This window comes from Anaerobacillus sp. CMMVII (assembly GCF_025377685.1).
Classification (GTDB): domain Bacteria; phylum Bacillota; class Bacilli; order Bacillales; family Anaerobacillaceae; genus Anaerobacillus.
In genome coordinates, this window is sequence record NZ_JACEHK010000008.1 from 72,611 (window position 1) to 98,875 (window position 26,265).

A 26,265-nucleotide genomic window follows, 5' to 3' on the forward strand; every position below is an offset into this window, starting at 1 on the left:
AAGTATCTAAGAAAAAGATAGAGAAGCAATTTGTTGTTTTCTATCGAGAATATAGGTAATTGGTATCCTTTAGCTTTAGAGAAAGTTTACAAAAATAGACAATAAAATTAAAGCAGTATTCAGGCAGCATTCGAAGAGATTCTAAGAAACACTGTTAAGCATGTTTTTTTAGGTCTTTTTTTGTTTGTAAACGTCTTTAACATAACACTTTTTTTATGGAAAATTAATGTAAACTTTTGTCCGAAAAATAGTTCAATTTATAGAACAAAATCACTATTAACATTATGTTTCGTTTCCCTTAATATTTAATTGTGGATAATCTTCTGAATATTCCATAAATTAATTTTTGAGGAGGAGTTATATGAAAAAGATTAGTAAAAAAGTTTTAGCGTTATCATTAACAGGTTTGATTGCTTTTGGTGCTATGGGTTTGCCAGTTGGAGCTGTTGGGAACGGCCCGAACTACAACGGAAATGAGTCAATTCAAACATCTATCCTCGTTACATATGATCAGATGGTTGATTTTCTTAAAAAACAAGAGGCTAAACAAAAAGCTTTAGAGCTTGAGGTGATTGGTCAATCGGTTAAAGGAAGAGATCTATACCTTGCGAAATATATATCAAATGAAGATAATCCAACGATTGCGTTTTTAACACAGCAGCATGGAAATGAGCAACTGGCAACAGAAGGGGCTCTAGAGTTTCTTAAGCATTTGGGGACAAACAAAATGAAAGGTGTCTTAGACAATGTCAATATTCTCATCATTCCAATGCTTAATCCAGATGGTGCGATGGGTGATGTAAACTTCTCCACTGATAGATATATAGCAGATGGTGGTCGACACCTTACTCGTACAAATGCATATAATTATGACTTAAATCGTGAGCATGATAAAGCATTTGAAGATATGCAACCGGAAGCACGTGCATTACATGAAAATGTACTAGATAAATACGATATTGATTACTTGATTGATTTGCATCACCAAGGAACTCAAAGTGCAATCGATGGTAAGTATGTTTCAGGGTCAATTTTATATCCGACCAACAGTAAGGTAAGTTCAGATGTTTTAGAAAAGTCTAAAAAGTTAGGTGCTGTCGTTTATCATGCAATTGAAGCAAAAGGTTGGGGACTCCTTGGCAAGTACAATGGAGGTAATACTGAAAATATCGGCAGAAACGGAATTTCAACACGTTATGGCGTTGCGACCCTTTTATTTGAAATGCGAGGGATGTCTGACCACACCAGTTCATCATCTGTCCTTGGGCAAAAAAGTAACGGATATCTCATTCAACAGTCAATTTTAACACTTGAATCTACTGTTAGAGCCATTTCTGACGGGTCGATTGCAACAGCTGACACTAGTTTTTGGGATACGCTTCCATTTCAAAGAAATATAAATTCGTGGGAAGAAGCAGATGAGGAAGGTAATGAGTAATTTGTAAAGAAAAGGCTGTCTCTTGTATTAGAGACAGCCTTTTAAAAGTACTTATTTTTTCACAGTTTCTAAATATTCATCATAGGTCATTTGCTTATCAACTAAACCATTTGGCGTAAAGTCCATAATTCGGTTAGCAATTGTTTGGATGAACTGATGGTCATGTGAAGAAAAGATCATTGAGCCTTTAAATGCTGTTAAACCGTTATTAACTGCTGTAATTGACTCTAAGTCAAGATGGTTCGTTGGCTCATCTAAAACTAACACGTTCGCACCACTTAACATCATTTTCGAAAGCATACAACGAACTTTCTCTCCTCCTGATAGGACACTTGCTTTTTTCAGTACTTCTTCACCAGAGAAAAGCATTCTTCCTAAGAAGCCACGTAAAAAGCTTTCGCTATCATCTTGAGGGGAGAACTGACGTAACCAATCAACTAGATTTAGGTCACAGCCTTCGAAGTATTTGGAGTTATCTTTCGGGAAGTAAGCTTGAGAAGTCGTTACACCCCATTTGAATGAACCACTATCAGCTTCCATTTCACCCATGAGAATTTTGAATAGAGTTGTTTTCGCAAGTTCATTTGGACCAACGAGGGCAATCTTGTCGCCTTTGTTCATGATAAAAGAAACATTGTCTAATACTTTTTCGCCATCAATTGTTTTCGTTAAGCCGTCGACGCGAAGCAGGTCATTCCCAATTTCACGGTCAGGTGTAAAACCAACAAATGGGTAGCGACGTGAAGATGGACGGATGTCATCTAAAGAAATTTTGTCTAGTAATTTCTTACGAGACGTTGCTTGCTTTGATTTTGATGCATTAGCACTAAAGCGAGCAATAAAGTTTTGAAGTTCTTTAATTTTTTCTTCTTTTTTCTTGTTCGTATCCGAAGCCATTCTGCTCGCTAACTGACTTGATTCATACCAGAAGTCATAGTTCCCAACATAGATTTGAATTTTACTGAAGTCTAGGTCCGCGATATGCGTACAAACCTTGTTTAAGAAGTGACGGTCATGGGATACAACAATAACCGTATTTTCAAAGTTGATTAGAAATTCTTCCAACCACTGAATCGCTTTAATGTCCAAATGGTTCGTCGGCTCATCTAGTAAAAGAACATCAGGCTTACCAAAAAGTGCTTGGGCAAGTAACACTTTTACTTTTTCTCCACCAGATAAATCAGCCATTTTTTTATTGTGTAAGTCTTCACCAATCCCAAGACCTTTTAAAAGGATGGCAGCCTCAGATTCAGCTTCCCAACCGTTCATTTCAGCAAATTCGCCTTCAAGCTCAGCAGCCTTCATGCCGTCTTCATCAGTAAAGTCCGCTTTCATATAAATGGCATCTTTTTCTTGCATGACTTCGTAAAGACGAGCATGTCCCATAATAACTACCGTCATTACATCGACATCTTCGAACTCATAGTGGTTCTGCTTTAATACTGCAAGACGCTCACCAGGGCGCATATGAACATCGCCTGTTTGTGATTCGATTTCACCTGATAAAATTTTTAAAAACGTTGATTTACCCGCACCATTGGCACCGATTAATCCGTAGCAATTTCCAGGTGTAAACTTAATATTTACATCTTCGAATAATTTTCTATCTCCATAACGTAAGCTAACATTTGAAACAGTAATCATGTATTATTATTCCTCCATCAGTCAATATCCTTAAAATTATACCAGATAAATAGACAGAGGACAAAAAAGTTTACAAAAATCGCGTTTCATTGCTATAGTGGAGATATATTTAGAATTGCGAAATAATATAGGTGGTGTTTAGTTTGAGTGAATATTTAATTGTCTTAAACAAAGATGAAGATACGATTTCGTTTGTGAATTTAGCGACGAATAAGGTTGAAAAAACAATTGAAACTGATTTTAATCCCCATGAAGTGGTAGTAACACCTGACGGAAAAAAGACGTATGTTACGTGCTCCCTTGGCAATAAAATAAACATTATTAATAATGAAAGTTTTGAAATCGAAAAACGTCTTGAACATCCTGATTTTAATTTTCCGCATGGGTTAGGAGTAACGCCTGACGGGCAAAAAGTATATATGGCCTCAACATACAGCGAAAAAATATTTATCATCAATACTCAAACAGATGAAATTGAAAAAGTATTTCCTACATATCAAAAGCTCTCACACATGATTTCGTTTTCACCAGATGGAAAAACGGTTTACGTTCCAAACATCGGTAGTCATAATGTGACTGTTGTAGACGTAGAAAAAGAGGAGATCGTTAATCATTTTCCAGTGGGACATGGTCCAGAAGGGGCAGCTGTACACCCGAATGGAAAATATTTATACGTGGCAAATCAAGAAGACAATACGTTGTTTGTCATTAATGTCGAAACCCTAGAAGTTGAGCATAAGCGTAGAATTGGATCTGTTCCGATCCGAATTGTATTTTCACCAGACGGCAAATATGCGTTAATACCAAATCGAGAAAGTGGGGACCTTTCTATTATCGAAACAGAACATGAATTAAAAGGGAAGGTAAGACCTTGGGAAGTGAAGCGCATTCGTGTAGGTGTATGGCCAGGTGGTACGGTCTTTAACGAAACGGGCGCATATGCGTATGTCGCAAATAATAAAACAAATGATATTTCAGTGATAAATATGACGACATTGAAAGAAGAAGGAACCATTGAAGTTGGTGTGCATCCAGACGGAATTGCTTATTTGAAAAAGTAATGGCTTGTAAACTCCAACCAGAATATAAATGAATAAAAAAGATCACTAAGAGAGAAGCTTTTCTCTTTGGTGATCTTTTTTACTTTTCAAATCAACTTAATCCTCCTCATTAAATCTAATTACTTCTCCCCCTGGCATGAGCATTTGTCGCTTTAACTGCTGCGCCTATGAGTTCAGAGAATTTTCCATCTTCTAATACCTTCAAACCTGCAGCTGTCGAACCGCCGGGTGTTGTCACTTGCTTTCTTAACTCACTCGGAGAATAACCAGCCTCTAGCATCTTAGCAGATCCAGCAACCATCATTGTTACGAGCTTACGAGCTTGCTCGTTGCTAACACCATACTGAACTGCAGCCTGCTCTAGTGCCTCGCAAAATAAATAGACAAAGGCAGGAGCACTTCCAGTAATCGCAGTTAAATCATGCACTTGTTCTTCTGAAAGTTCTTCGTACTCACCAATTGCTGCTAAAATCATCGAAATGAATTCACGGTGTTGGCTGTTTACAAATTTTCCACACACATACGTCGATATCGAGGCTTGAAGCTGTGCAGCTGTATTTGGCATGATCCAACACACAGGTGTTCCTTTAGGGAGCTGAGCTTCCATGAAGGTTGTGTCAATGCCAGCCGCAACGGTAATCACAAGTTGTCCACTTAAAAGAGGGGAAAGGTCTTGAAATAACCTTTCGTGGACACTTGGTGGAGCAGCTGAAATGACGACATCTGCTTGGCCTACCGCATTGCGCCAATTATCAGTTGTGTTAACTCCATATTTTTCCGCTAGTTTCAATCGTCGCTCGGAATCAGCATTATTTGAAACTGTAATAACTACTTTTGTATCGGTTTGTGCTGCTAATCCAGAAATAATCGCTTCTGCCACTCTTCCAGCACCAATCATTAAAATATGCATCGATCCACGTCCTTCCATCATCTACAATAGCAAAATGGAGCAGTGAATGAAAGGATAGTGGTCCTACGTGACTATATCTATCGCAGAGCTTGTAGCGATCATTTTGTTTAAATCGCGACAATATCTTCGAGATAGATCGAAGGAACTAGGAACATGAAGCGGCTTGAAATAGGGACGGAAATCTGTTCTTTCTTCAAACCAATCGTGAGTATCTGTATAAGAATGGCTAACGTCTGCCCATGCCTTCTCTAGACTAGGGCTATAGACAGTGGGCTTGGTTGGCTTGCATGAAAGACTTGCTGATTGTAATGGTTGACTTTTTTTGTTCGTAAACATTTCTGGCCAATAATCATTTCTTGATCCAGTATGGGGAACAGATGTTGCAAACGAGAAGATATCCTCATGCAAATTTTTTATTCCAAATAATAGACAATAAAGCTTTTTACCAATCTCGACTCGGTGATGAACATTCGAAAAGTCTGAGACAGTTTCCCCTGCTAAGCGATTTTTCTTCCCTTTGATCGTAAAGGGGAATAAGACATAGGTGAATTGGAGCCATTCTTGAAGTTTAAAGAGAATATTATCAAGTACCTTTTCCTTATAGATGGGGTGTTGGATAATACGCTTTTCAATATAGTTTTGTTCATTAACGATTAAGGCAACAGTAAGTAGCTGGCTATCTTTTTTTTCTAAAAAATAGGCCCAGAACGGTTGCATAAACCTTGAAACATGAAAGGTTGGAAGTAGGTAAAATAAATTTTTGTTTTTTAATTTGCTAGCTTCATAGAGCAATAGCTGCGGATAAACATCATGGAAAATTAAAGCATTGGCCCGTTCCAAGAAGGAAAAAAAGTGATTGCTCGACTCCGTAGCGATTATTTTTGGTAATATGCTTCCCTTTAAATCGGTCATATTCCAGCCACCATTCCTAGAGACAAGGTGGGCAAGGAAAGCCCAGTGAACTTCTGGATGCTTTTGATAGAAATTGAGGTAAGCTTTTGTTCTAGTTACATTGTTTCGATTTAATACCTTTGTCTTATTCTTAATATCGCTTATAATCATTCGATCAAATTGAGTTAAAGCGGTAGGTGTAGGTTGCGTCAACGCTAATTTTTTTTGAATGTTTTCTAATAGGGTTTCGTTGAAAGTTAAACGATCCCACGTTTGCTGACTATTTTTTTCGTATTTGGTAGATTCATAAGAATCAAATAAAAAGTCTAGACCGTATTTTGGAAGCTGAATTGCTTTTGTCAGTAAATTTTTCACTTGAAATCCCTCCATATTGTAAATTATGAAAATTAATCTTGAATGTTCTTAGAGGGGCATTTGTTTAAAACGTACATAGAATATGGTGATATTGAAAATGGAGGGGAGTAATGGAACCGATTTTTCATTTTAATCCACCAATTGCGGAGGCGACATCTGTTAGCGAACCTACTATTAGTACAGATGCTGTGATTGGAAAGGGTTCAATCATTGTAGGGGATGTAAGAATTAGTGAACATGTTTTTATTGGGTTTCAAAATCTAATCCGCGCAGATTCTTCGGACGCTTTTTACCTTGGTCCATATTCAAACATTCAGGATACAGTCGTGATTCATGCATCGCCAAATGAATATTTAGAGTTTGCAGGTCAAAAGTGGGGGGCTTATTTAGAAGGCTACAATACGGTTTTGCATCAAAGTGTTGTTCATGGTCCCATTTTTCTAGGGTTTAACACATACATCGGCCAAAGTGTCTCGCTAAACCATGTGATTATTGGTAGAAATTGTGTCATCATGCATGGGGCAACAGTTGCAAATGATGTAATAATTGCCGACCATAAATATGTGGCACCGGGACAAACTGTGCGTGAACAAAGTGAGGCCGACGTTCTACCAGAAGTTCCAGAGAAATATAAAGATTTAAATAGGAGAATTGTTGATCATTACTTTCGGTTAGGCAAGTCGTATAAAAAGCACACAAAATTATTTAAGTAATCAAAACGGGAGTCCCTCAATTGGACTCCCTTCCGTGTTTTAACTAGCCGGTCGCTTTTCAAGCTTTACTAGATGTGTGCGTTTGAATAATTTTGTTCTTGAGAGAGAGTAAATGGCTAATGCAACCCAAATAAACGAAAATGCTAGTAAGTGAATGCCGCTAAAGGATTCCTTAAATAAGAATATACCAATGAATAATGTAATCGTTGGTGCTAGATATTGTAAAAAGCCAATCGTGGCTAGGGGAATACGCCTTGCACCGATGGCGAATAAAAGCAACGGTATCGCAGTTGCAGCTCCAGCGCCTACTAATAATCCGAAAGTAGACAAAGAGTGTAAATAAAGAGCGTCAGTAACACTAGAATAGAGAAACGTTAAGTAAATCAGTGCAATTGGTGTAACAATCATGGTTTCAACTGCAAGCCCAGTTAATGCTCCAATTTCTACTTTTTTCTTAATGACTCCATAAAAAGCAAAGCTAACTGCTAGCAATAATGATATAAACGGTACTCCGCCTGTGTAAAGTGCTAGAATAAACACTCCGACTGCAGCGAAGGCAAAAGAGATCAATTGAGCCCGCGTTAATATTTCTTTAAAAAGACCATTGCAAATACGACGCTAACTAAAGGATTAATATAGTAACCGAGGCTGGCTTCCACTAAGTGCCCATTGTTTACAGCCCAGATATAGGTAAACCAATTGATACTAATAAAAAATGATGCGAACGTAATAAAAAGCAACTGCCTTTTATTTGCGAAGATTGCCTTTAACTCAAGAATAAAGGTTGGTACTTTTCTCACAACTAGTAAAATGGCAAACATAAATACTAATGACCAAATTATTCGGTGCGCTAGGAGAACATCAGCTGGAACCTCACTGACTAATTTCCAATAAAGGGGCAGAACTCCCCATAAAACGTAAGCACTAAAGCGGCTAACATTCCAACTCCATGCTGATCTAATTTGTTTTTCACGGCAAGCCCTCGCTTCTTCAAGTTTCCTACACACATTTTACCGAGTGAAAGTGAAATAGTAAATGAAAAAATTTCGGAATTCGAAAAAAATAACAACTTTACGTAAATTAGTTTAAGGTATAAACTGTTTAGGGGGTAAACTACTTTAAGGAGCATTTAAATGGACCAGCAAAAAATGAAAGAGCTCATTGAGCAATATGCGAATGTGTATTTATTCGCCACCAAAAAATTAGAAACATTGATTTCTGATAAGGTAATCCCAATGTCGATGGAACAATTTGGGATCCTTCGTTTCCTTTATTTAGATGGGGAGCAGACGTTAAAAGAAATTGCTGAAAAATCTGGCGTACATAAAAGTGCGATAACTGCAAAAGCAGTCCGACTTGAGGAAAAGGGGTTGATTGTTCGAAAAAACCACCCTGAGGATCGTCGTTCTGTTTTTTTAACGTTAACTAAAGAAGGAGAGGATGTCTATTTACATTCTGAAGAAGCGATGATTACCTTTATTTCCGGCTTCTTTGAACAATTGGAACCAAGTGAGGTAACTGTCTTTTTAAACGTATACGAAAAAATCAATAATCTGATTAGAGAGAAAGAGGAGACTGACAGATGATAAGAAATTATCGGTGGGTTTATATTTTACCGCTATTGTGGATTGTAATTGGTGTGTTACTGCATGTGAATGCTCCTAATCTAGAACAACTTGTGCGGGAAAAAGGACAGATTTCTGTACCGGATGGTTACCCATCCAAGATTACGGCAGATATCTTGCAAGAGCATGGCGGAGCGACAGGAGAAGCTGTTCTCGTAGTTTACCACGATGAAAAGGGATTAAATACAGAACAACTAGAAAAAGTTGAACAGCAAATGGAAACGATTGGTACCCATTTAGGTGGTGCAAAAGTAGAAAATATAATTACACCATTTGATACCGATGAGCAAAGAGAAATGCTAATTAGTGAAGATGGGACAACGTTAATGGTTATTTTAATGGTGAAAATGGGCGTAACCGAAGTAACCTATGTGCGACCGGAAATTGAAAGAGCTGTTCAAATAGAAGGTGTTTCTTCATATTTAACAGGTTCAGCAATAATTGCTGAAGACGTTATTATAAGTTCTGAAGAAGGTTTAGCAAAACAGAAATTATTACAGTGGTATTTGTCTTAGGAATTTTACTATTTGTATTCCGTTCTTTATTAGCACCACTTGTCCCACTCATTACTGTAGGGGCTTCCTATTTGGTAAGTGTTCCAATCGTTTCGTATATGATTGAATTCTTAAACTTTCCAGTTTCAAACTTCACGCAGATTTTTATTGTAGCGGTATTGTTCGGAATTGGAACAGATTATTGCATTCTTTTGTTAACTAGATTTAAAGAAGAACTTATTTTAGGGAAAAACCGGGTCCAAGCTATGGTAGATACCTATAAAGCCGAAGGGGCAACTGTTTTTTACAGTGCATTAACAGGATTTATTGGCTTTTTTGCGATTGGATTTGCTGACTTTGATCTATACCGTTCAGCCGTCAGTGTTGCGGTAGGAATTGTCGTTCTGATCATTGGACTTTGGGTCTGGGTCCCAACTGCGATGCTATTATTAGGTGAAAAACTTTTCTGGCCGGCCCGCGGGAAATTATCGAGTAAGAAAAGTTGGCTTTGGGATAAACTTGGGAACTTCTCGGTTTACAAGCCAGGATGGACATTAGTTGTCTTAGCATTATTACTAGTTCCAGCCTTGTTGTTCTATCGCGGAGCAACCTCGATGGATACCTTAAATGAAATTGGGAATGAATTTGATTCGGTCTATGCTTTTGAACTAGTTTCTGAGAATTTTAGTGAAGGTCAAGCGTTTCCTGTTAATGTCGTTTTGGAAAACGATGAGGAGTGGAATCAACAGCAGTGGATGCCTTATATTGAACTCGTCACTCAGGAGCTTGTAAAAATAGAAGGTGTGAAAGAAGTTCGTAGTGCGACTCGGCCAAGAGGTGAGAAGGTTGAAGAGTTTACCATTCCGTACATTGTAGGTGAAGTAGATGACGGTTTAGAGGAAATCGTAGAGGGGCTAGAAGAGGTTCGAGAGGCGCTCCTTGAAATAGCTGATGAGCTTACAGGAAGTCAAGGTGATATGAGGACTGCTCAGCAAGATGTCGGTCAGCTTGTCAATGGGACGAAGGAACTTCAAGGGGGAGCAGAGCAACTTCAGCAGGAAATGGATAAAGTAAGTGCTGGAACCAAGCAATCGGCAGCTGGCTTAGCGCAGATAAATGAAAGTGTTGTTGGTATTGCAGCACAAATGGGGCAGTTAACCGCAGGTGGTATGCTTCCACCTGAGCTGACTTATGCTATAAATGCTTTAGCAGATGGTTTAGGTCAAGTTAGTGGAGGATTAGCAGAAGTTCAAGGCGGTTTAACAGAACTTGGTGCAGGTCAAGACCAGTTAGCTACAGCGAGCGGTGACTTAGCCTCTGGTATTGGTGAAGTACGTAAAGGTCAGGGTGAAATTGCTGGTGCTTTCGGTGATATTGAAGATGCTTTTGGCGAGTTAGCGGATGGCATGATTGAAATCGCTGATGGAATTGAAGAAATTGAAGATGGGTTAGTGGAAGTTCGGGAACTCTTCCAAGAAATCGCAGCGCAAAGAGTAAATCCATTATCCGGATTTTTTATTCCAGCCTCAGTGTTTGAGGATGGAGACTTAGACCCGCTTTGGAATACATTCACAACGCCGGATCGAAGAATTGCTAAGTTTGATGTGATTTTAGATATTTACCCTTATAGTAACGAAGCAATTCATGTTGTTAGTGAGATTGAAGAGAGAATGCAGATTGCCTTAAAAGGAACGCCATTTGAGGATAGGCGTTTTTCAATCGGTGGCTTAGCCAGTGTCAACCGAGATTTAAAGACTATTTCTGATGAAGATTTCAATCGAACTGCACTCATTATGCTGTCAGGTATTTTCATAGTTCTTGTCTTTTTGTTACGTTCCCTAGTGATGCCTCTATATATTATGACATCATTAATTATCACATATATTGCATCAATGACATTTACGGAAATCATCTTTATCGATATTTTGGGTCACGCAGGAATCAGCTGGGCAGTACCGTTCTTCGGCTTTGTAATGCTGATGGCGCTTGGTGTTGATTACTCGATCTTTTTGATGGGACGCTTTGGTGAATTAGTCAGGGATTTGCCGCTAAAAGAAGCATTGGTTAAGGCCATGGGACAAATCGGAACTGTGATTTTGTCAGCAGCGATTATCCTTGCTGGTACATTCGGTGCGATGATGCCTTCTGGTGTGATGTCGTTACTACAAATTGCCACACTTGTTTTAACAGGATTATTGCTGTATGCCTTTGTCATGTTGCCGTTATTCATTCCAGTCATGGTACAAATGTTTGGAAGTAAAAACTGGTGGCCATTTAAGAGAAAAATATAATTATAGAGAGGCTGTCCCAAAACAAAGTGTCAGACACCGCTAGGCACCGAATATAGACATATGAAAAATCTGTACGTCTATATTTAGTAGGATCCGCGTGGTGTCAGACACTTTTGGGCCAGCCTTTTTTGATGCTACATAAAAAAAGATGTTTAGGCTTGGACGTTGTCGGGAAAAGAAAACTACACTACTTCTTAGGAGGGTGAAGAAAATGAAACAAGAAAAACAAGAAAAACAACAAATTGATGAAATGATCAATGAAGGACTCGGTGGAGGAACGATTGATAATGAGAAAGATAGAAAACAGTTAGAAAATCCAATTTCCAAAAAGAATACTGAGGACACTGATAAAGATCTAAATACAATGACGGCTAATTTTGCCGATATGAAAAAGCTAGGTAAGGAAATGGAAAGTATGGAAACAAAAAAAGAAATCAAAAAACAGGGATTAACGTCTGATCCAATCCAAGAATAGCATCCGCTTTTGCGGGTGTTTTTCTTAAAGATAAGAATGTATAAAATTTCAACGTAATAACTGTCTAGCTCCAAGACACATCGATGAAGTTACTTCATTGCAGGTTTTGCGACGAGTAAACGTAGTGACGCAGGAGCACCGCCCAGCCCCTCGAGGTCAAATAACCTTCGAGAATAAAAGTGAAAGAGCACACTTTTTTTCTCGAAGAACATTTGCTAGTCGGGGCTTAACAGGGCGCTTGCGCTTTTCTTATTACCGAATGAATTGAACGTAATGGTTTCTAAGTTTTACTCATAGTGTTTTCTAACGAAATAACTACAATCAACTCTTTTGGTAAAGTGCCTAGCATGGAAACATATGTTATAGTAATGGGTAGCGAAAGTTTGAAAGGATGTTTTTCATGAAAAAGTAGTTTTATGTGAGAAGCCCTCTGTTGGTAGAGATATTGCCCGAGTGCTTAACTGTTCCAAAAAAGGTGACGGATATTTAGAAGGTCAGGAATATATTGTAACGTGGGCGCTAGGTCATTTAGTGACGTTAGCAGATCCAGAAACGTACGATGATAAATATAAAGCATGGAAGTTAGAGGACTTGCCGATGCTTCCAAAGGAATTAAAGCTTGTAGTAATTAAAAAGACAGGAAAGCAGTTTCAAGCAGTTAAAACACAATTAAATCGCAAAGATGTCAGTGAAGTGATCATTGCGACCGATGCAGGTCGTGAAGGGGAGCTCGTTGCTAGGTGGATTATTGAAAAAGCAAACGTTAAAAAGCCACTGAAACGACTTTGGATTTCTTCAGTTACCGATAAAGCGATAAAAGATGGTTTTAAACAATTAAAGAGTGGTAAGCAATATGAAAACTTATACCATTCAGCAGTGGCCAGATCAGAAGCGGATTGGTTTGTTGGGATTAATGCTACTCGTGTGTTAACAACCAAACATAATGCGCAACTATCATGTGGGCGTGTACAAACGCCAACCATTGCGATGATTGCAAAACGAGAAGAAGAGATTAAGCAGTTTAAGCCAAAAGATTTTTACGGCATTACAGCTCAAACAGATCAAAAACTGAAACTTGTGTGGCAAGACCAAAAATCAAATGATTTGAAAACTTTTGATAAAATGCAAAGTGACGAGCTTTTAAAACAGTTAAAACATCATAAAACAGCTCAAATTATTAGCGTGGAAAAAACAGCAAAAAAAAGTTATGCACCACAACTATATGATTTAACAGAGTTACAACGGGATGCGAATAAAGCTTTTGGCTATTCAGCCAAAGAAACCTTGTCCATCATGCAAAAGCTTTATGAGCAGCATAAAATTTTAACTTACCCAAGAACCGATTCTCGTTTTATTTCTACTGATATTGTTGCAACCTTAAAAGATCGTGTCAAAGCCTGTGGCATAGGACCGTATTCCAAGCCAGCTGCGAAAGTGTTACAGTCATCGATTAAAACAAATAAGTCGTTTGTCGATGATAGTAAAGTTTCGGATCACCATGCAATCTTACCAACTGAGGAGTTTGTTAATCTTACAAAGCTTACGGATAAAGAATGGAAAATCTATGATCTAGTGATTAAACGTTTTTTAGCGGTACTTTCTCCGCCATTTTTATATGAACAAACGAAACTGAAGGCGAAGATTGGTCAAGAAATTTTCATAGCTAGCGGAAAAATCATTCAAGCCCTTGGTTGGAAAGAAGTCTATGAAAATCGCTTTGATGATACTGATGAAGAGGATTTAAAGGATCAACAGCTTCCTGATATCTCTAAAGGGGATCAGCTACCTATCCTTTCAATTACTCAAACGAAAGGGCAAACGAAGCCGCCGGCACCGCTTAATGAAGCAACGTTGCTCTCAGCAATGGAAAACCCTGCAAAATACATGCCTTCTAATGATAAAGAGCTTGCTCGTATGCTTGGGAAAACAGGTGGACTAGGTACCGTAGCGACCAGAGCAGATATTATCGAAAAGCTATTTAACACATTTTTGATTGAAAAAAGAGGTAAAGATATTTTTGTAACATCCAAAGGAAAGCAGCTTCTTGATCTAGCCCCTGAAGACTTAAAATCACCAGCCTTAACTGCTGAATGGGAAATGAAGCTCGAGGCAATTTCTAAAGGTCAGCTTAAAAAAGATACATTTATTAATGAAATGAAAAGCTACGCAAAACTGGTTGTAAATGAAATAAAAAATAGTAAGGAAAAATTCAAGCATGACAATCTAACTGGAAGTAAATGTCCAGAGTGTGGCAAGCCGATGCTTGAGGTGAATGGAAAACGTGGCAAGATGCATGTTTGCCAAGATCGTGAATGTGGCCATAAAAAAACAATCTCACAAACAACGAATGCTAGATGTCCAAACTGTAAGAAAAAACTTGAACTTCGTGGTCAAGGTGAAGGACAAATTTTTGTCTGTAAGTGTGGTCACCGCGAAAAGCTATCGACGTTTACAGATCGAAGAAACAAAGAGAAGAATACAAAAATCTCGAAAAAAGATGTTTCTAAATACTTAAACCAGCAAAAGAAGGCAGATGATGAGCCGTTTAATAATCCTTTTGCTGAGGCACTAGCAAAACTGAAAAAGTAATTATTTAGATGAGGATAGGGGAGTGAAGCTTTGATTCGAAAATGGCTACTCGTTAATGCGCTAACGATTTGTTTAATCGTGGGGTGGAGTTTTTATCAAGGCTCCGACTCCTACTATATTTTATCTGCAAAAATCATTTCGCAAGTAGCATTTGTTTTGTTTTTGGTGAATATCAACATGTATTTCGTTCTACTTTTAATTCGAAAAGGAAAAGATCGAACCGTAAAGGTTAAGCTTGCTAAAATTACAAAAGTGATGATGAAGTACCACATTCCAATTGCAGTTACTGCTGTAGTGCTTATCGTTTTTCATGCGGTGCTGATGATGTCAATCCATACTCTAGGGTTGCAAAACCTGAAAGTAATCAGTGGTGTTTTAGCCTTTATAGTCCTATTGATTTTGCTTTTTAGCGGTGTATTAAGAAAGTTAAAATCTTCAGGGTTTAGAAGGAAATTTCATTATCGTATGGCGTTTATCTTTTTCGGTTTTATCATTGTTCATATTTTTATGATCTAGATTTAACGGATAGAGACATACAGAAAGAAGAAGCAACCATTTGTATACGGTTGCTTCTTCTCTTTTTTTGTAACGCTCTTTTCTAAAATATTGTTGCTACTAGCTTTAGGTCGTAACCAAGCGAATGCTTGGTTCTTCACGCTTAGCGTGAAGCTTTTGAGAATAAATAAGCCATTGGGACAAATAAATTTGTCCCCAAAAGCTTATTTATTCTCAAAAGACGACCTGAAACCAACAAAATTTACGAAAAACAGCCTTTTGTAGACATTTGCTCCTGCGATTACTCGTCGCACAGAAAACCATTGCTCCTGCGGTTACTCGTCGCACAGAAAACCATTGCTCCTGCGGTTACTCGTCGCACAGAAAACCATTGCTCCTGCGGTTACTCGTCGCACAGAAAACCATTGCTCCTGCGGTTACTCGTCGCAAGGAAAACCATTGCTCCTGCGGTTACTCGTCGCACGGAAGAGTGACTGCACCAATTATGAATTCTTCAGCTAAACAGATTATTGTGGTTCATGCTGCATAAGTGAAAAACGATTTATGCGAACCTCCCCCTAATTTAAAAACCTCACATGGCAAATTAAGCCATTTTCAATTTTATAAACAGCAACAACATGTCTTTCTTCAGTAGAACCTCTTGATCCTGTTACCCGTTCTTCGTCAAGAACGTAATTTTCTAAAACAATTCGAGAAACTAGGCGGCAATGTAGATTTGGACTTTCTTCAAAGAGCAGTTCATAACGCTTTCGCATTGCTTCTTTGTTTTCCATTAACACATTCCCCGCACCATCTTCTACAAAACATGTTTCTGCGTAACAGGCCATGAACGCTTCTAGGTCTCTGTTATTGTATGCTTCTAATTGTTTTTGTGCAGGACTTGCAAAATCGATCATATGATAACCCCTAATGTATGTAATCACACTATATTATACACATTCAAGAATAGTTTGTACTAAGAAGACAAAAATAGAAAAAACGAAACAGGAGTTGGCCATGAAAGAAAAGGTAACCAGCCTAAATCACCCTGAACTAGAAGAGAAAATCGCAAGAGAACTTGCAGGTATGACGTTTACTAAAAATTTTCGTTCTCACACTGCTGAGGAATGGTATGTATTCCTCCCTAGTTATTCAGATCCTGAAACAACTGGAGCTGTTGGAAAGGTAATTATTCATTATGACCTACTAGGAAATCGTGATATTTTTATTAACACAACTATTATTTTTGATGACCCTACACTGTATGAGCCTTCGGTATATCCACTTGTTTATGCGATTGCTGACGAATTAGTTAACCGTTTGGTAGGTTTTGCAAATACCCTTCTTTCTGTTCATGCAGGAGCGAACTCTTTTCAAGCTGAATATGTCCGTTAGGAGAAAGATAGCACTTAATTCCTAGTTTATTTCACCATATAACTAGCTTTTTTGTACATACTAAATTTGTGTTTTAGATTCATTTAAATATCGTTATTTTAGGAGTGTTTAGCAATGTACCGTTTATATACACACAATGATTTAGATGGCGTTGGTTGTGGCATAGTGGCCAAGTTAGCTTTTGAAGGGAATGTTGAAATTCGCTACAATTCAGTTATGGGATTAGATTTTCAGGTATCACGATTTTTAGAGAAACCGAAGAAGGATGATTTACTTTTTATTACCGACTTATCAGTAAATGATAGTAACGAAAAAGGGTTAAATGATTATGTAGGAAAAGGTGGAAAGGTCCAATTAATTGATCACCATAAAACAGCTATTCATTTTAATAATTATAGCTGGGCAAATGTTCAAGTTAAATATGATGATGGTCGATTAGCCTCGGCTACAAGTTTATTTTATGATCATTTGAAAAAGGAAGGTTATATCAAACCATCAAAATCGGTTGAAGAATTTGTAGAACTAGTACGTCAGTATGATACATGGGAATGGGACCAAAACGGAAATACACAAGCTAAGCGTTTAAACGATCTATTTTTCATGCTTTCAATTGATGAGTTTGAAGAACGGATGGTTGACAGGTTGAAAAAGAATGAAACGTTTGCTTTTGATGACTTCGAAGAAAAAATGCTAGCGTTAGAGGAAGAAAAGATCCAACGTTATGTTCGCAAGAAGAAGCGTGAGTTAGTTCAGTCGTTTATTGATAATTATTGTGTTGGAATTGTTCATGCTGAGTCGTATCATTCAGAGCTCGGGAATGAATTAGGAAAGGATAATCCTCATCTCGATTACATAGCAATTGTCAGTGTCGGGGGGAAACGGATGAGCTTACGCACAATTCATGACCATGTTGATGTCTCGGAAATTGCTGGAGTGTACGGCGGGGGAGGACATGCCAAAGCTTCTGGTTGTTCATTAACCCCTGAAGCCTATGAATTTTTTGTCGCAGAGCCATTTAAAATAGAGCCAATGAGAGCCGATGCTTTCCGTAATCAATACAATCTAAAGAACTCTTTATACGGCTCTCTTTATGAGAATCGAGATGATGATCAATTTTTTGTTTATTCTTCCGAGGAAGAGCAATGGGTTGTAGAACTAAATGGATCACCTCTAGATGAGGAGTTTTTATCTTTCCAGGAAGCGGAGAACTTTATTAAACGCCATTATTCAGCATGGCTTGTAAGAGATGAAGTCTTTGTCCAATTCCTAATGGAGAATGTCATTGAGCTTAAGCTTTATGCTGCTGAACAAGGCGATATTGCTCCTTATCTCTTAAGTGGGGAAGGAGATCAGGAATTATACTCTCATTAAAAAGATCGAGGACGATATATCGTCCTCGATTCTTTGTACGTACCTATGACAGGCATACTATAATTCGATTTATATGTCTTAAATACCACGAATCATCACAGTTTTTGTTTCCCGTAACTGATGCTGTGCCTCTTCTAATTGATCTCGTTGTTCAGGCGAAGCTTGTGCTAATAACTCATTAATTTCCTCATCTAATTCCATAATCTGATTCATGATAAAAGGATATTCTGTTGGGTCATTTTGCTGAATTAATTTCACATCTAGTAATTCTTTATGAGCACTTTCAATTGTTTCATGTGCTCTGGATAAATAGCTATCAATTTGATCTTTTTGTAGCAATGTGATCGCCTCCGTTTGAACTTCATACCTTTTCATTATTTGTTCACTTTGAAGCTTTTATGCAAGGCTGTTTACGAAAAGAGCCTTATGCAAAAAGGCTTTTCACAAATTATGTAGCTTTTGTGTTTGCACGTCTTACGAAAACCTTGCAATATAATTAATTGGTAAGAGAGATACAAGTGTTTCTTTTTTTTGATCTGCCAGTTTACAGTAGCAACCTAGCAAAACAGGTAAAGTCACCACCAAAGGTGAATTTTTGCGAAAGATGTTTTATGAAAAATGAATCGGGTATAGCTTACTAAGGGCAACGATAAAGGAGGAACTCGTTTTCAGGTAAGGGAATAGCAAAATGGACAAGTCTATAACACTATAACTTTACAAGGAGTGATGATATTGGATAATCAAAAAGGATTAATTATCGGGACATTAATTGGTAGTGCGGTTGGGGCAGCAGTCGCCGTACTTACAACACCAAAATCAGGACCAGAGTTACGAAGTGATATAAATGAACAGCTTGAATACGGTAAGTTAAAGGCCGAGGATGCAGCGATATTATTAAAAGAAAGAATGGAGGCATTTACTGAAATAATTGAAGAGAGCTCATCAAATCTTTCTGAAACGGTAGTAGAAGAAGCCAACCAGATTGTTCATGAGGTAAAAAGAGCACTAGAATTACTCCGAGAACAAGATGACCTTGATGCGACAGAAATTAAGAAACTGGTGAAGAGTGTGATATGAGATGAAGTTTCATCAGGTAAAGAAATTGGAAAAGCTGTAAACAAAGAGCTAGAAGTTATGAAGAAAGAAATTGATATGTTAGCAAAGAAAATTTCATAACAAAATTCAACATTTAAAGGAGTGTTAGTTTTGTTGCACAATATTAAAGAGTTGAAGAAGTTTGATATTACAGCCATGGATGGGCCAATCGGAACGGTTCACGACTTTTTGTTAGATGAAAAGGACTGGGAAGTGCGTTATGTAGTCGTTGACACCATGAAGTGGTTACCAGGGAGAAAGGTATTAATCTCGCCAATGTCAGTTACAGAATTTGATTTCGTAAATGGAAACATCAAGCTTTCACTGACTAAGGATAAAATTAAAAGTAGTCCACCGCTTGAGACAGAGTTGCCATCAAAGCAATACGAGGCAAATTTCGTTCATTATTATGGTTTAAGATCATATTGGAGTGGAGATAGTTTTCAAGGAGAATTTACAGATTCAACGGAACTAACAAAGCAGCTTTCAGAAATTGGTGCTGAAAGAGAACTTGTAGGAAATCAGACGTTACGGAGTTTTGTAGAGGTCTCAGGATATACAATTGAAGCTGTTGATGGACCAATTGGTCATGTTGAGAACTTCGTGATCTGTGATGAAACATGGAAGTTGCGCTATCTAGTCGTCGATACAAAAAATTGGTGGATCGGCAAACATGTACTTATCGCTCCACAATGGATCACTTATGTGAACTGGTCGGATCAGGTAGTTCGAGTAGAGTTACAAAAAGAAGCAATCAAAAATGGTCCTGAGTATGACCCTGAGAAGGGAATTACAAGAGAATTTGAAGATGAATTATTTACAAAATATAATAAGTCGAAGTTTTGGCTATAAAAAGGAAATGGCGAGGAGAAACTTCCTCGCCATTTGATGTTCATAAACTATTTATGAACATCAGTGTAAATAGCTAGTTAATTAAAGCCTGAAGTGGAGCCGGAATACGCCCACCTCGTTTAATTAACTTGTCAGAGTTGAAAGGATTAACACCCATAACTGGTGCTCGACCAAGAAGGCCACCGAATTCAACCATTTCTCCTTCTTTCTTACCTGGGACAGGAATAACGCGAACTGCAGTCGTTTTTTTATTGATCATTCCGATGGCTGCTTCATCAGCGATCATCGCTGATAAAGTCGCAGGGGAGACGTCGCCAGTTACAGCAATCATATCAAGTCCTACGGAACACACGCATGTCATTGCTTCAAGCTTTGATAATGTTAAAGCACCATCAGTAATCCCACGAATCATGCCGTTATCTTCGCTTACAGGAATAAAGGCACCACTTAAACCACCTACATAGGAACTGGCCATAGCACCACCTTTCTTTACAGCATCATTCATTAACGCCAAAGCAGCAATTGTCCCATGTGTACCAACGCGTTCAAGACCTATTTCCTCCAGAATTTCCGCCACACTATCGTTAACAGCATTTGTCGGGGCAAGTGATAAGTCCATAATTCCAAATGGAACATTTAACCTTTCCGCAACAACTCTACCAATCAATTCACCAGCCCTTGTTATCTTAAAGGCCGTTTTCTTGATGATTTCGGAAACACCACCGAGATCAACGTCAGGAAAACGCCGGAGAGCATTTAGAACGACCCCTGGTCCACTAACACCAACATTCAATACGACTTCACCTTCACCAGAGCCATGAAATGCCCCGGCCATAAACGGATTATCTTCAACTGGGTTACAAAACACAACGAGCTTTGCACAAGCCAAGCCATTTTGTTTTTTGGTTCGCTCTGCAGCATCTTTTAATATGTACCCCATTTGACGAACCGCATCCATATTAATCCCTGTTCGCGTTGTCGCAACTGAAATAGAAGAACAAACACGTTCAGTTACGCTTAATGCCTCAGGGAGAGCATCTAGGAGTGTCTGATCTCCTTTAGAAATGCCTTTATGAACCAGTGCCGAATAACCACCGATAAAATCAACGCCTAGTACTTTTGCAGCTTTATCAAGAGTTTTTGCTAGTTCAATTGCTTGTTCTTTTGTTGCATTTCCTAAAATTTCAGCGATAGGAGTAATTGATATTCGCTTATTAATGATCGGGATTCCATACTCTTTTTCAACTGTTTCAGCAACGGTTTTTAAATCCTTAGCGTAAAAGGTAATTTTCTCATAAACGCGGGTGTTCATTTTTTCAAAGTCTGAGTCAGCACAATCGCGTAGACTAATACCCATTGTCACTGTACGTATATCAAGGCTTTCCATTTGAACCATTCTAATTGTTTCTTGCATTTCTGCTAGTGCAATATTCACTCGTAACGCCTCCTCTTAGACTCGATGCATAGCTTTAAATAAATCTTCGAGCTGAATGTTAATTTTCAAACCCATTTCATGATTAATAGGTTCGAATTGTTCTTGTAGCTTATTAAGGCTATCAGTTTCTGATACATCTACTAGCATCATCATTGTAAAAAAATCTTGGAGGATCGTTTGACTAATATCTAAAACATTCACGTTATTCTTGGCCAAAACATTCGTTACCTTTGCAATAATACCTACTTGATCTTTACCAATCACACTTACAACTGCCCGTTTCATTCATTATCACCTCAAATTTTAATGGTTACCACAAACTTTAATGAATTAACTCGATAAAGTTTCTAAATACAAAAAAGATTGGATCTCTCCAATCTCACGGGCAATCGAATAACGTACACAAAAATATGTAGTGGTTACTCTTCTGTCCTTTTGCCTGAGATTGTGAATCCTTCGGCGCCGCATTACTACGGACTCTCCAGAAGCTGCTCCTACTATAGTTTGATCCATAGTATTCATCGCCTGCTTTTTTAAGATAGTATCAAGATATTGTGAAATAGTCAACAAATTATTTTGAATTTTTAGGGAACTAGGATAAAGTTCATAACACCTAAATAGCCATATTAAGCTTCCTAATGACGATAAATTGCATTATTAAGAAAAAGAGCACCCAAATGGATGCCCTAAATTGTTATTGGTTTATTTCTCGTATTTTTTGATCTGATGGGAGGAAGAAGGTTAGCAGTCCAAGTAAAGGTAACGCGACAACAAAGAGCATTGTATTCGTTAAGCCGATCCAGTCTGCGATAGCTCCTAAAGCAACTGAACCAATCGCCCCCATTCCGAAAGCTAAACCAACAATTAACCCAGATACCATACCAATTTTACCTGGAACAAGCTCTTGGGCATACACGACAGATACCGAGAAACTAGACAAAATTATAAATCCGATCGCGCCAAGCAATAGATAGGACAAAATAGGTCCAACATGTGGTAAAAGCAACGCCAATGGAGCGGATCCTAGCATCGATAACATTAACACGTTCCGTTTTCCATAACGGTCGGCTAACGGTCCACCAGCAAATGTTCCAACAGCTCCAGCGGCCAAAAAGATGAAGATATAAATTAGTGCCCGGTCGACATCAATATTAAACTGTTCCATTAAATAAAAGACGTAAAAGTTTGAAATACCGGCATGGAACCATGAACGAGCAAAAACAAGAAATACAAGAAGAGTAATCGCATATACAATAATTTTCTTCGTTTCAGGGCTACGTGCAACTTGGGCTTTCTGGGCAACCTTTTTCTTTGCTATTAATTGAACTTGCTCTTGATACCATTTAGCAATGTAGATTAATAGTCCAATAGCAAGAGCGGCAACTAAGGTAAACCAAATCGCCCCAAACTGCCCAAACGGGACAATAAGTAATACGGTGATTAATGGGGCTAATGCTTGACCGGCATTACCACCAACCTGATAGATGGATTGCGCAGTACCTCGTCGTGGCCCAGCAGCCATATAAGCGACACGTGATCCTTCAGGATGAAAGGTTGCTGAACCTAGACCGATAAAAATAACCGAGAGAACGACAAGCCAGAATGACGGTGCATAGGCAAGACCTAATACTCCGAAAACGTAAAACCTAGGCCAATGGGTAAGGCGAATGGTGATGGTCGTTTGTCCGTATAGTAGCCGACGACTGGCTGGATCAGTGAAGATGTTAAGTTTAGCGCAAAAGCAATTAAGCCGAGTTGGGTAAAGGAAAGTCCCATTGATTGTTGTAATATCGGGAACATAGCTGGAACAACCGCTTGAATAGCGTCGTTAAGTAAATGAACAAAGCCGATAATTAAAAGGATGTTATACATCGTTTTTTGTTCGGGTAAGGCAGTTGATAATTGTTTTTGTTGTATGGCCATATGTGTTTCTCCTTATTTAGATAGTCTAAATATATCTTACCATTTTATGAAAAATCTTTGAACAGAAAATAATGAATATTAGTATTGAACTATCATTCTAGTGCTATTTTGGTAAGATCGTATTTATGAGTGTAGAGTGTAAAGTGTAGAGTTTGTAGATAATGCTTCGGAGCAATCTTACATTAACTTTCAACTTTACACTCTACCCTAGTAAAGGGAGTGATTTTCTTGTCAAACAAAGAGACTTTAATGATTATTGATGGTATGGCTCTTCTTTTTAGAGGGTATTATGCCACTTCATATAGCGGGTATATAATGAAAACATCCAAAGGTGTCCCAACGAATGCCATTTATGGCTTTGTGAAGTATATGCAAGATGCGATTCGCACATTTGGCCCGACTCATGTTTTATGCTGCTGGGATATGGGAGCGAAAACATTTCGAAATGAGCTTTACCCAGCTTATAAGGCAAATCGTGGCGAGGCACCAGAAGAGCTAATCCCACAATTTGATTTAGTAAAAAAAGTCGTCGAGAGCTTTAATATTCCAAACGTTGGAATTGAAGGGTTTGAAGCAGATGACTGTATCGGTACGATTGCTAAAAAATATAGTCAAGAGTTGCATATCCAAATCCTAACAGGTGATCACGATAGTCTACAGCTTATCGAGGAGAATATCCATTCCATTATCATGAAAAAGGGTATGTCAAACTATGAAGTCTACACATTAGAAAAGCTGTTAGAGGAAAAAGAACTAACACCCGCACAATTCATTGACTTAAAAGGATTAATGGGAGATACAAGCGACAATTTTCCTGGTGTTAAGGGAATTGGCGAAAAAACCGCGATTAAATTGTTGAAAGAATATCAATCAATCTCTGGTATCCTAGACAATTTACCAAGTCTTTCAAAAGGAATTCGCACTAAGATTGAAACCGAATTGGAGATGCTTCATTTGTCTCGTAAATTGGCGGAAATTCATTGTGAAGCTCCTGTAGATATTGAACTAGAAAAATGTCTTCGAAACATTGATGAAAACAAAGTAACAGCGATGCTTGAAGAACTAGAATTTAGTCGCCTTCTTAAAGATAAATCGTTTATTGAAGGATTAAAAATGGATATTCAGCCACTATGTTAGTACAAAAAATGGGTCAACACTTCAAGTGTTTTACCCATTTTTTTCTATACTTTTTTAAGGGAAAATCATATAGTATTGAAACCAATTATGTTATGATCATTTTGTTGCTTTTTAGAGAAAGCTGTTTTCGAATAGAATGTTGCTTTTCAACCACATAAAGTTAGTGAATAGCCGCAAAGTTTACGAAAAGAGCATTTGAGCAATACAAAACAAACGGTTATAGAGGGGGTTTTGATATGAAGATGCGCGTTTCGGCTGTTCAATATCATTTACACACAATTTCTAGTTTTCAGGAGTTCGAGGATCAAGTAACTCACTATGTGAAGACTGCTGCAGAATTTAAATCTGATTTTGTCCTTTTTCCAGAGTTTATTACAACCCAGTTAATGTCAATTAGGGGTGCTTCAGAGGAACCAATGACGATCCAAGACTTACCACAGTTTACGCTGAGTTACCACCAGATTTTCAGTACACTAGCTAAACAATACGGAATGCATATTATTGGTGGCACACATGTTATTGAAAAAGAAGGAAAACTATATAATGTTGCCCACATGTTTTATCCAGACGGGAGAATTGTTGGTCAACCAAAGCTTCATATCACTCCTACTGAGGTTGAAGAATGGAATATTCATGGTGGCGATGGCTTACAAGTGTTTGATACTGACAAAGGTCGAGTGGCAGTATTAACGTGTTATGACATTGAATTTCCTGAAATTGTTCGAATGGCCAAAGCTATGGGCGCAGATGTTATTTTCTGCCCATCTTGTACAGATGATTCTCACGGTTTCCACCGAGTTCGTTATTCTGCACACGCTAGAACAATTGAAAATCAAATATATATAGTTACAACTGGTACAGTAGGCTCACTGCCAACTGTTGATTTTATGAGAATGAACTACGGTCAAGCAGCAATTATTACACCAAATGACGTCCCTTTTCCTCAAAAAGGTATCCTCAATGAAGGGGATATAAATAACGATATGATTATTACTGGTGATCTTGACCTATCCTTATTATACGAAGTACGTGAAGCAGGTTCTGTGACAACATGGCGCGATCGTAGGACTGACCTATATCCTGATTGGGAACAATTGACAAACAAGGGTGAAATGATCGGTTAGTTTTAAAGTGTATAGTGTAGAGTGTAGAGTTGAGTTAGTAAGGCTTCGTTGCTTTACGGTCAAAAACTCTACACTTTACACTCTAAACTCTACATAGGAAGGGTGTCATTCTTGTACAGAAAGGAAATATTTCATTTTCACGAGGGGAAGCCGTTTAAGGTTGTTGTAAGAAACTATCAGAAAAATGATTCTGAAAAGTTAATCGAAATTCAACGAGAAAGCTTTCCACCGCCTTTTCCGTCAGAGCTATGGTGGAATGAGGAGCAGTTAACTAACCACGTAACACTTTTTCCAGAAGGAGCTTTATGTATTGAAGTAGATGGAGTGCTGGCTGGATCAATGACAGGCTTGGTTGTCACATTTGACCCAAGTCATCCACAACATACCTGGGAAGAAATAACCGATAATGGCTATATTCGAAACCACGAACCAGATGGAAATACCTTGTATGTGGTGGATATCTGCATACGACCTTTGTTTCGTAAGTATAAATTAGGAAAAATTTTAATGGATGCTATGTATGATGTCGTTGTCCATAAACGGCTGGATCGCTTGTTAGGTGGCGGAAGAATGCCAGGTTATCACAAGTTTTCTTCTGAATTGACTCCTGAACAGTATTTAGATAAGGTTGTTAAAGGTGAAGTGAAGGATCCAGTTATTACATTTTTACTTCAGTGTGGTCGAACTCCTGTAACAATCGTAGAGAATTACCTAGAAGATGAAGAATCTCAAAATTATGGTGTGTTGATGGAATGGAAAAATCCATTTAAACGAGTATTTAGCTTGCCTAAAGGGTAGGCTTTTTTCTTTGGTTTTTCATATAGACATTTTGTATAGGTAAACTTCACATAAAGGCTACCAGCGATGAAAATGATTTTTTTGAAACTATTTACTCAAAGGAATCGTCTATATAAGAAAAGGGTGGGTGTATT

The 26,265-nt window shown here is 38.1% G+C and carries 24 protein-coding genes, 2 pseudogenes and 1 riboswitch; of the genes and pseudogenes, 16 read left to right on the forward strand and 10 right to left on the reverse strand.

What is annotated here, in order from left to right; all coding sequences use genetic code 11:
* Positions 1 to 361: 361 nt before the first annotated feature.
* Positions 362 to 1,438, forward strand: coding sequence for a M14 family zinc carboxypeptidase (locus H1D32_RS11010; RefSeq protein ID WP_261178352.1), 1,077 nt, complete (start codon positions 362 to 364; stop codon positions 1,436 to 1,438).
* Between the two features lie 51 nt (positions 1,439 to 1,489).
* Here the strand turns inward: H1D32_RS11010 and H1D32_RS11015 are convergent, their stop codons facing one another.
* Positions 1,490 to 3,082 carry an ABC-F family ATP-binding cassette domain-containing protein gene (locus H1D32_RS11015; RefSeq protein ID WP_261178353.1) on the reverse strand — a complete coding sequence of 531 codons (1,593 nt, stop codon included), beginning with the start codon at positions 3,080 to 3,082 and terminating at the stop codon, positions 1,490 to 1,492.
* 143 nt (positions 3,083 to 3,225) lie between these two features.
* Between H1D32_RS11015 and H1D32_RS11020 the strand changes: the two genes are divergently transcribed.
* The gene (locus H1D32_RS11020; RefSeq protein ID WP_261178354.1) at positions 3,226 to 4,143 is read left to right on the forward strand and encodes a YncE family protein; all 918 of its coding nucleotides are present in this window, start codon (positions 3,226 to 3,228) and stop codon (positions 4,141 to 4,143) included.
* A 115-nt stretch (positions 4,144 to 4,258) separates the two neighbouring features.
* Here the strand turns inward: H1D32_RS11020 and proC are convergent, their stop codons facing one another.
* Both proC and H1D32_RS11030 read right to left on the reverse strand, forming a co-directional pair.
* Positions 4,259 to 5,053 (reverse strand): pyrroline-5-carboxylate reductase, encoded by a 795-nt coding sequence (proC, locus tag H1D32_RS11025; RefSeq protein WP_261178355.1) that lies wholly within the window; start codon positions 5,051 to 5,053, stop codon positions 4,259 to 4,261.
* Between the two features lie 63 nt (positions 5,054 to 5,116).
* Positions 5,117 to 6,319, reverse strand: a complete 1,203-nt coding sequence (locus H1D32_RS11030; RefSeq protein ID WP_261178356.1) for a DUF2515 domain-containing protein — start codon at positions 6,317 to 6,319, stop codon at positions 5,117 to 5,119.
* A gap of 110 nt (positions 6,320 to 6,429) precedes the next feature.
* Between H1D32_RS11030 and H1D32_RS11035 the strand changes: the two genes are divergently transcribed.
* Positions 6,430 to 7,032 (forward strand): LbetaH domain-containing protein, encoded by a 603-nt coding sequence (locus H1D32_RS11035; protein WP_261178357.1) that lies wholly within the window; start codon positions 6,430 to 6,432, stop codon positions 7,030 to 7,032.
* Between the two features lie 39 nt (positions 7,033 to 7,071).
* Here H1D32_RS11035 and H1D32_RS24960 read toward each other — a convergent pair whose 3' ends face one another.
* Together H1D32_RS24960 and H1D32_RS24965 are read right to left on the reverse strand one after the other, a co-directional pair.
* Entirely contained in the window at positions 7,072 to 7,602 is a 531-nt protein-coding gene (locus H1D32_RS24960) for an EamA family transporter (RefSeq protein ID WP_314733396.1), read from the reverse strand.
* A gap of 11 nt (positions 7,603 to 7,613) precedes the next feature.
* Positions 7,614 to 8,039, reverse strand: a complete 426-nt coding sequence (locus H1D32_RS24965; RefSeq protein ID WP_314733397.1) for an EamA family transporter — start codon at positions 8,037 to 8,039, stop codon at positions 7,614 to 7,616.
* Positions 8,040 to 8,165: 126 nt separating this feature from the next.
* On the opposite strand from H1D32_RS24965, the gene H1D32_RS11045 reads away from it, so the two are divergent.
* The 6 genes and pseudogenes from H1D32_RS11045 (at position 8,166) to H1D32_RS11070 (ending at position 15,022) form a co-directional block, all read left to right on the forward strand.
* Positions 8,166 to 8,618 carry a MarR family winged helix-turn-helix transcriptional regulator gene (locus H1D32_RS11045; protein ID WP_261178358.1) on the forward strand — a complete coding sequence of 151 codons (453 nt, stop codon included), beginning with the start codon at positions 8,166 to 8,168 and terminating at the stop codon, positions 8,616 to 8,618.
* Positions 8,615 to 9,636 (forward strand): annotated as a pseudogene (locus H1D32_RS11050) (MMPL family transporter); the annotation flags it as partial. The gene H1D32_RS11045 and the pseudogene H1D32_RS11050, both read left to right, overlap by 4 nt.
* Positions 9,637 to 10,557: 921 nt before the next feature.
* Entirely contained in the window at positions 10,558 to 11,442 is an 885-nt protein-coding gene (locus H1D32_RS11055; RefSeq protein WP_261178621.1) for an MMPL family transporter, read from the forward strand.
* Between the two features lie 211 nt (positions 11,443 to 11,653).
* Positions 11,654 to 11,917: a hypothetical protein gene (locus H1D32_RS11060; RefSeq protein ID WP_261178359.1), complete on the forward strand. Its 264-nt coding sequence runs from the start codon at positions 11,654 to 11,656 to the stop codon at positions 11,915 to 11,917.
* Positions 11,918 to 12,361: 444 nt separating this feature from the next.
* Positions 12,362 to 14,506: a DNA topoisomerase III gene (locus H1D32_RS11065; protein ID WP_396126179.1), complete on the forward strand. Its 2,145-nt coding sequence runs from the start codon at positions 12,362 to 12,364 to the stop codon at positions 14,504 to 14,506.
* Between the two features lie 30 nt (positions 14,507 to 14,536).
* Positions 14,537 to 15,022, forward strand: a complete 486-nt coding sequence (locus tag H1D32_RS11070; RefSeq protein ID WP_261178360.1) for a hypothetical protein — start codon at positions 14,537 to 14,539, stop codon at positions 15,020 to 15,022.
* A 557-nt stretch (positions 15,023 to 15,579) separates the two neighbouring features.
* Here the strand turns inward: H1D32_RS11070 and H1D32_RS11075 are convergent.
* Positions 15,580 to 15,918 (reverse strand): nuclear transport factor 2 family protein, encoded by a 339-nt coding sequence (locus tag H1D32_RS11075; protein WP_261178361.1) that lies wholly within the window; start codon positions 15,916 to 15,918, stop codon positions 15,580 to 15,582.
* A 100-nt stretch (positions 15,919 to 16,018) separates the two neighbouring features.
* Here H1D32_RS11075 and H1D32_RS11080 point away from each other — a divergent pair, with 100 nt between their 5' ends.
* Positions 16,019 to 16,396, forward strand: coding sequence for a hypothetical protein (locus H1D32_RS11080; RefSeq protein WP_261178362.1), 378 nt, complete (start codon positions 16,019 to 16,021; stop codon positions 16,394 to 16,396).
* Between the two features lie 114 nt (positions 16,397 to 16,510).
* The gene (locus tag H1D32_RS11085) at positions 16,511 to 17,767 is read left to right on the forward strand and encodes a DHH family phosphoesterase (protein WP_261178363.1); all 1,257 of its coding nucleotides are present in this window, start codon (positions 16,511 to 16,513) and stop codon (positions 17,765 to 17,767) included.
* A 78-nt stretch (positions 17,768 to 17,845) separates the two neighbouring features.
* On the opposite strand, the gene H1D32_RS11090 is transcribed toward H1D32_RS11085, so the two are convergent.
* Positions 17,846 to 18,142, reverse strand: coding sequence for a YtzC family protein (locus H1D32_RS11090; protein ID WP_261178364.1), 297 nt, complete (start codon positions 18,140 to 18,142; stop codon positions 17,846 to 17,848).
* Positions 18,143 to 18,499: 357 nt separating this feature from the next.
* On the opposite strand from H1D32_RS11090, the gene H1D32_RS11095 reads away from it, so the two are divergent.
* Together H1D32_RS11095 and H1D32_RS11100 are read left to right on the forward strand one after the other, a co-directional pair.
* Complete coding sequence (locus H1D32_RS11095; RefSeq protein WP_261178365.1) at positions 18,500 to 18,844, forward strand: YtxH domain-containing protein; 345 nt, start codon at positions 18,500 to 18,502, stop codon at positions 18,842 to 18,844.
* Positions 18,845 to 18,973: 129 nt separating this feature from the next.
* Positions 18,974 to 19,714 (forward strand): PRC-barrel domain-containing protein, encoded by a 741-nt coding sequence (locus H1D32_RS11100; protein WP_261178366.1) that lies wholly within the window; start codon positions 18,974 to 18,976, stop codon positions 19,712 to 19,714.
* 73 nt (positions 19,715 to 19,787) lie between these two features.
* On the opposite strand, the gene H1D32_RS11105 is transcribed toward H1D32_RS11100, so the two are convergent.
* The 3 genes and pseudogenes from H1D32_RS11105 to H1D32_RS11115 form a co-directional block, all read right to left on the reverse strand.
* The gene (locus H1D32_RS11105; protein ID WP_261178368.1) at positions 19,788 to 21,149 is read right to left on the reverse strand and encodes a PFL family protein; all 1,362 of its coding nucleotides are present in this window, start codon (positions 21,147 to 21,149) and stop codon (positions 19,788 to 19,790) included.
* A 15-nt stretch (positions 21,150 to 21,164) separates the two neighbouring features.
* Positions 21,165 to 21,434 (reverse strand): ACT domain-containing protein, encoded by a 270-nt coding sequence (locus H1D32_RS11110; protein WP_261178369.1) that lies wholly within the window; start codon positions 21,432 to 21,434, stop codon positions 21,165 to 21,167.
* Positions 21,435 to 21,566: 132 nt separating this feature from the next.
* Positions 21,567 to 21,644, reverse strand: a riboswitch (glycine riboswitch).
* A gap of 199 nt (positions 21,645 to 21,843) precedes the next feature.
* A pseudogene (locus H1D32_RS11115) lies at positions 21,844 to 23,072 on the reverse strand (MFS transporter).
* A 249-nt stretch (positions 23,073 to 23,321) separates the two neighbouring features.
* On the opposite strand from H1D32_RS11115, the gene H1D32_RS11120 reads away from it, so the two are divergent.
* The 3 genes from H1D32_RS11120 to H1D32_RS11130 all read left to right on the forward strand — a co-directional run bounded on the left by H1D32_RS11120 (position 23,322) and on the right by H1D32_RS11130 (position 26,131).
* Positions 23,322 to 24,209, forward strand: a complete 888-nt coding sequence (locus tag H1D32_RS11120) for a 5'-3' exonuclease (protein WP_261178622.1) — start codon at positions 23,322 to 23,324, stop codon at positions 24,207 to 24,209.
* 236 nt (positions 24,210 to 24,445) lie between these two features.
* Complete coding sequence (locus H1D32_RS11125; RefSeq protein WP_261178370.1) at positions 24,446 to 25,333, forward strand: carbon-nitrogen hydrolase family protein; 888 nt, start codon at positions 24,446 to 24,448, stop codon at positions 25,331 to 25,333.
* 111 nt (positions 25,334 to 25,444) lie between these two features.
* A complete protein-coding gene (locus H1D32_RS11130; protein WP_261178371.1) occupies positions 25,445 to 26,131 on the forward strand; it encodes a GNAT family N-acetyltransferase in 687 nt (228 codons plus the stop codon).
* Positions 26,132 to 26,265 lie beyond the last annotated feature (134 nt).

What these genes read in the sequence shown, in the direction of transcription:
- H1D32_RS11010 (WP_261178352.1), top strand. Translation starts at nt 362, where the DNA reads ATGAAAAAGATTAGTAAAAAAGTTTTAGCGTTATCATTAACAGGTTTG.
- H1D32_RS11015 (WP_261178353.1), bottom strand. Translation starts at nt 3,082, where the DNA reads ATGATTACTGTTTCAAATGTTAGCTTACGTTATGGAGATAGAAAATTA.
- proC (WP_261178355.1), bottom strand. Translation starts at nt 5,053, where the DNA reads ATGCATATTTTAATGATTGGTGCTGGAAGAGTGGCAGAAGCGATTATT.
- H1D32_RS11035 (WP_261178357.1), top strand. Translation starts at nt 6,430, where the DNA reads ATGGAACCGATTTTTCATTTTAATCCACCAATTGCGGAGGCGACATCT.
- H1D32_RS11045 (WP_261178358.1), top strand. Translation starts at nt 8,166, where the DNA reads ATGGACCAGCAAAAAATGAAAGAGCTCATTGAGCAATATGCGAATGTG.
- H1D32_RS11055 (WP_261178621.1), top strand. Translation starts at nt 10,558, where the DNA reads ATGATTGAAATCGCTGATGGAATTGAAGAAATTGAAGATGGGTTAGTG.
- H1D32_RS11060 (WP_261178359.1), top strand. Translation starts at nt 11,654, where the DNA reads ATGAAACAAGAAAAACAAGAAAAACAACAAATTGATGAAATGATCAAT.
- H1D32_RS11075 (WP_261178361.1), bottom strand. Translation starts at nt 15,918, where the DNA reads ATGATCGATTTTGCAAGTCCTGCACAAAAACAATTAGAAGCATACAAT.
- H1D32_RS11080 (WP_261178362.1), top strand. Translation starts at nt 16,019, where the DNA reads ATGAAAGAAAAGGTAACCAGCCTAAATCACCCTGAACTAGAAGAGAAA.
- H1D32_RS11085 (WP_261178363.1), top strand. Translation starts at nt 16,511, where the DNA reads ATGTACCGTTTATATACACACAATGATTTAGATGGCGTTGGTTGTGGC.
- H1D32_RS11090 (WP_261178364.1), bottom strand. Translation starts at nt 18,142, where the DNA reads ATGAAAAGGTATGAAGTTCAAACGGAGGCGATCACATTGCTACAAAAA.
- H1D32_RS11110 (WP_261178369.1), bottom strand. Translation starts at nt 21,434, where the DNA reads ATGAAACGGGCAGTTGTAAGTGTGATTGGTAAAGATCAAGTAGGTATT.
- H1D32_RS11120 (WP_261178622.1), top strand. Translation starts at nt 23,322, where the DNA reads ATGATTATTGATGGTATGGCTCTTCTTTTTAGAGGGTATTATGCCACT.
- H1D32_RS11125 (WP_261178370.1), top strand. Translation starts at nt 24,446, where the DNA reads ATGAAGATGCGCGTTTCGGCTGTTCAATATCATTTACACACAATTTCT.